Below are 3,973 nucleotides of genomic sequence, written 5' to 3' on the forward strand. Positions count from 1 at the left end.
CAGCTTCCGCTGCGTTGATCACATCATCACCGGCAATGGTATCAATCGCGATCGTGGCAGAGACTTCCGTATCTACACCGTAAGTGTGTTCGGCTGTCGCAGTGACACTGTTGCCCGCTGCATCCGTGGTCGTAACAGACACATCAACTGTTGTATCAGCAGCCAAGTCGGAGCCGGCCACATCCACCGACCAGGCACCATCAGCCACCTGGGTCGTGTAGGTCTGGCCATTCACCGTCACGGTGACCGTGTCACCATCTTGAACATCACCACCGACGCTGCCGGAGACAGTGACGCTTTCACCGGACTCGGCGGCGTTGATAACGTTGTCCTCTGTAATATCGTTAACCGTGATCGACGCATCGATCTCAGTATCGACGGTATAACCCTGCGAGGTCGAGGCGTTCGCTGTATTGCCCGCAGCATCCGTTGTGGTCACCGAAGCAGATACATTGCTGTTCTCAGCAAGGACTGAGCCAGGGACCGACACAGACCAAGCACCGTCTTCAACTGTGGCGGTGTACTCATTGGTGCCAATCGTCACAGTGACGGTATCACCGTCCTGGACATCGCCACCAACGGTACCGGTCAGGGTCACATCACCCTCAGCTTCCGCTGCGTTAATCACATCATCGCCAGCAATCGTATCGATCGCGATCGTCGCAGATACCTCGGTATCTACGCTGTAAGTGTGCTCAGCCGTCGCAGTGGCACTGTTGCCCGCTGCATCCGTGGTCGTCACAGACACATCAACTGTTGTATCAGCAGCCAAGTCGGAACCAGCCACATCTACCGACCAGGCACCATCAGCCACCTGCGTTGTGTAAGTCTGACCATTGACGGTCACGGTGACCGTGTCACCATCTTGAACATCACCACCGACGCTGCCGGAGACAGTGACGTTTTCACCAGACTCAGCGGCATTGATGACATTATCGGACGTGATGTCGTTGACTGTGATCGACGCATCGATCTCAGTATCGACGGTATAACCCTGCGAGGTCGAGGCGTTCGCTGTATTGCCTGCGGCATCCGTTGTGGAGACAGATGCACTCACATTGCTGTTATTGGCAAGAACTGAGCCCGGCACCGACACAGACCAAGCACCGTCTTCAACTGTGGCGGTGTACTCATTGGTGCCAATCGTCACAGTGACGGTATCACCGTCCTGGACATCGCCACCAACGGTACCGGTCAGGGTCACATCACCCTCAGCTTCCGCTGCGTTGATGACATCATCGCCAGCAATCGTATCGATCGCGATCGTGGCAGAGACCTCCGTGTCCACACTGTACGTGTGCTCAGCCGTGGCGGTCGCCGTGTTACCGGCTGCATCAGTCGTCGTGACCGACACATCAACTGTTGTATCAGCAGCCAAGTCGGAACCCGCCACATCCACCGACCAGGCACCATCAGCCACCTGCGTCGTGTAGGTCTGACCGTTTACTGTGATCGTGACGGTATCACCGTCTTGAACGTCACCACCTACAGAACCACCAACCGTTACATCACCACCAGACTCGGCCGCATTGATGACGTTATCGGACGTAATGTCATCCACCGTGATTGAGGCATCGATCTCGGTGTCAACTGTGTAGCCTTGAGTGCTGGACGCAGTGGTGCTGTTACCAGCAGCGTCGGTTGTCGTGACCGACGCAGATACGTTGGCATTGGCGGCCAGCACCGAACCAGCAATCGCAATTGCCCAAGTTCCTCCTGCGGTTACGGTCGTGGTGTAAGAACTATCACCTACCGTGACCGTCACCGTGTCACCTGCTTGGACATCACCACCAACCGTACCGGTTACGGTGATGTTTGCTTCTGCCTCGGCGGCGTTAATGACGTCGTCACCGGCAATGGTATCAATCGCGATCGTGGCAGAGACTTCCGTATCTACACCGTAAGTGTGTTCGGCTGTCGCAGTGACACTGTTGCCCGCTGCATCCGTGGTCGTAACAGACACATCAACTGTTGTATCAGCAGCCAAGTCGGAGCCGGCCACATTCACCGACCAAGCGCCATCGGCTACCTGCGTTGTATAAGTCTGGCCGTTTACGGTCACAGTGACCGTGTCACCATCTTGGACGTCACCACCGACGCTGCCCGAGACAGTGACATCACCACCAGACTCGGCGGCATTGATGACATTATCGGATGTGATGTCGTTAACCGTGATCGAGGCATCGATCTCGGTATCAACCGTGTAACCCTGCGAGGTCGAGGCGTTCGCTGTATTGCCCGCAGCATCCGTTGTGGAGACAGAGGCACTGACGGTGCTGTTCTCAGCAAGAACTGAGCCCGGCACCGACACAGACCATGTGCCGCCAGAAACGGTCGCTTCGTAGCTGTTCTCACCCACGGTGATCGTTACCGTGTCGCCGTCCTGAACGTCACCACCAACGGTACCCGTCAGCGTCACATCACCCTCAGCCTCCGCTGCGTTGATCACATCATCGCCTGCAATCGTGTCGATCGCGATCGTCGCAGATACCTCGGTATCGACACTGTAAGTGTGTTCTGCTGTCGCAGTGGCACTGTTGCCCGCTGCGTCAGTCGTCGTCACAGAGACGTTTACTGCACTATCGGCTGCCAGATCAGCACCGGCCACATCCACCGACCAAGTGCCATCGGCAACCTGCGTCGTGTAAGTCTGACCATTGACGGTCACCGTGACCGTATCACCATCCTGGACGTCACCACCGACGCTGCCCGAGACAGTGACATCACCACCAGACTCGGCGGCATTGATGACGTTGTCCTCTGTAATATCGTTAACCGTGATCGAAGCATCGACCTCGGTATCAACGGTGTAACCCTGAGATGTGGACGCACTGGTGCTATTGCCCGCAGCATCCGTTGTGGAGACAGAGGCACTGACGGTGCTGTTCTCAGCAAGAACTGAACCCGGCACCGACACAGACCAAGCACCGTCTTCAACTGTGGCGGTGTACTCATTGGTGCCAATCGTCACAGTGACGGTATCGCCGTCCTGGACATCACCACCCACCGTACCGGTTACGGTGATGTTTGCTTCCGCCTCGGCGGCGTTAATGACGTCGTCACCGGCAATGGTGTCGATCGCGATCGTCGCAGAGACTTCCGTATCTACACTGTAAGTGTGTTCGGCTGTCGCAGTGGCACTGTTGCCTGCCGCATCCGTGGTCGTGACCGACACATCGATAGAGGTATCAGCAGCCAGATCTGCACCGGCTACATCTACCGACCAGGCACCATCAGCCACCTGCGTCGTGTAGGTCTGACCATTGACGGTCACGGTGACCGTGTCACCGTCTTGAACATCACCACCGACACTGCCGGAGACAGTGACATCTCCGCCAGACTCAGCGGCGTTGACGACGTTGTCCTCTGTAATATCGTTGACTGTGATCGACGCATCGATCTCAGTATCAACCGTGTAACCCTGCGAGGTAGAGGCGTTCGCTGTATTGCCTGCAGCATCGGTTGTGGTCACCGAAGCAGATACGTTGGAATTCGCTGCCAGCACCGAACCCGGTACCGATACAGACCAAGCACCGTCTTCAACTGTGGCGGTGTACTCATTGGTGCCAATCGTCACAGTGACGGTGTCACCGTCCTGGACATCACCACCAACGGTACCCGTCAAGGTCACATCACCCTCAGCTTCCGCTGCGTTGATCACATCATCGCCCGCAATCGTGTCAATCGCGATCGTGGCAGAGACTTCCGTATCTACACTGTACGTGTGTTCGGCTGTCGCAGTGGCACTGTTGCCAGCCGCATCAGTCGTCGTGACCGACACATCAACTGTCGTGTCAGCAGCCAAGTCGGAGCCGGCCACATCCACCGACCAGGCACCATCGGCTACCTGGGTTGTGTAGGTCTGACCATTGACGGACACCGTGACCGTATCACCATCCTGGACGTCACCACCGACGCTGCCGGAGACGGTCACATCACCACCAGACTCGGCGGCGTTGATAACGTTGTCCTC

The 3,973-nt window shown here is 56.8% G+C and carries 1 protein-coding gene; it reads right to left on the minus strand.

All coding sequences use genetic code 11. The features are described from left to right. A partial coding sequence (locus tag CJO09_RS15505) for a beta strand repeat-containing protein (protein WP_119443161.1) occupies positions 1 to 3,973 on the minus strand: 3,973 nt, incomplete at both ends.

The organism is Neopusillimonas maritima, from assembly GCF_003576595.1.
Taxonomy (GTDB): Bacteria; Pseudomonadota; Gammaproteobacteria; order Burkholderiales; family Burkholderiaceae_B; genus Neopusillimonas; species Neopusillimonas maritima.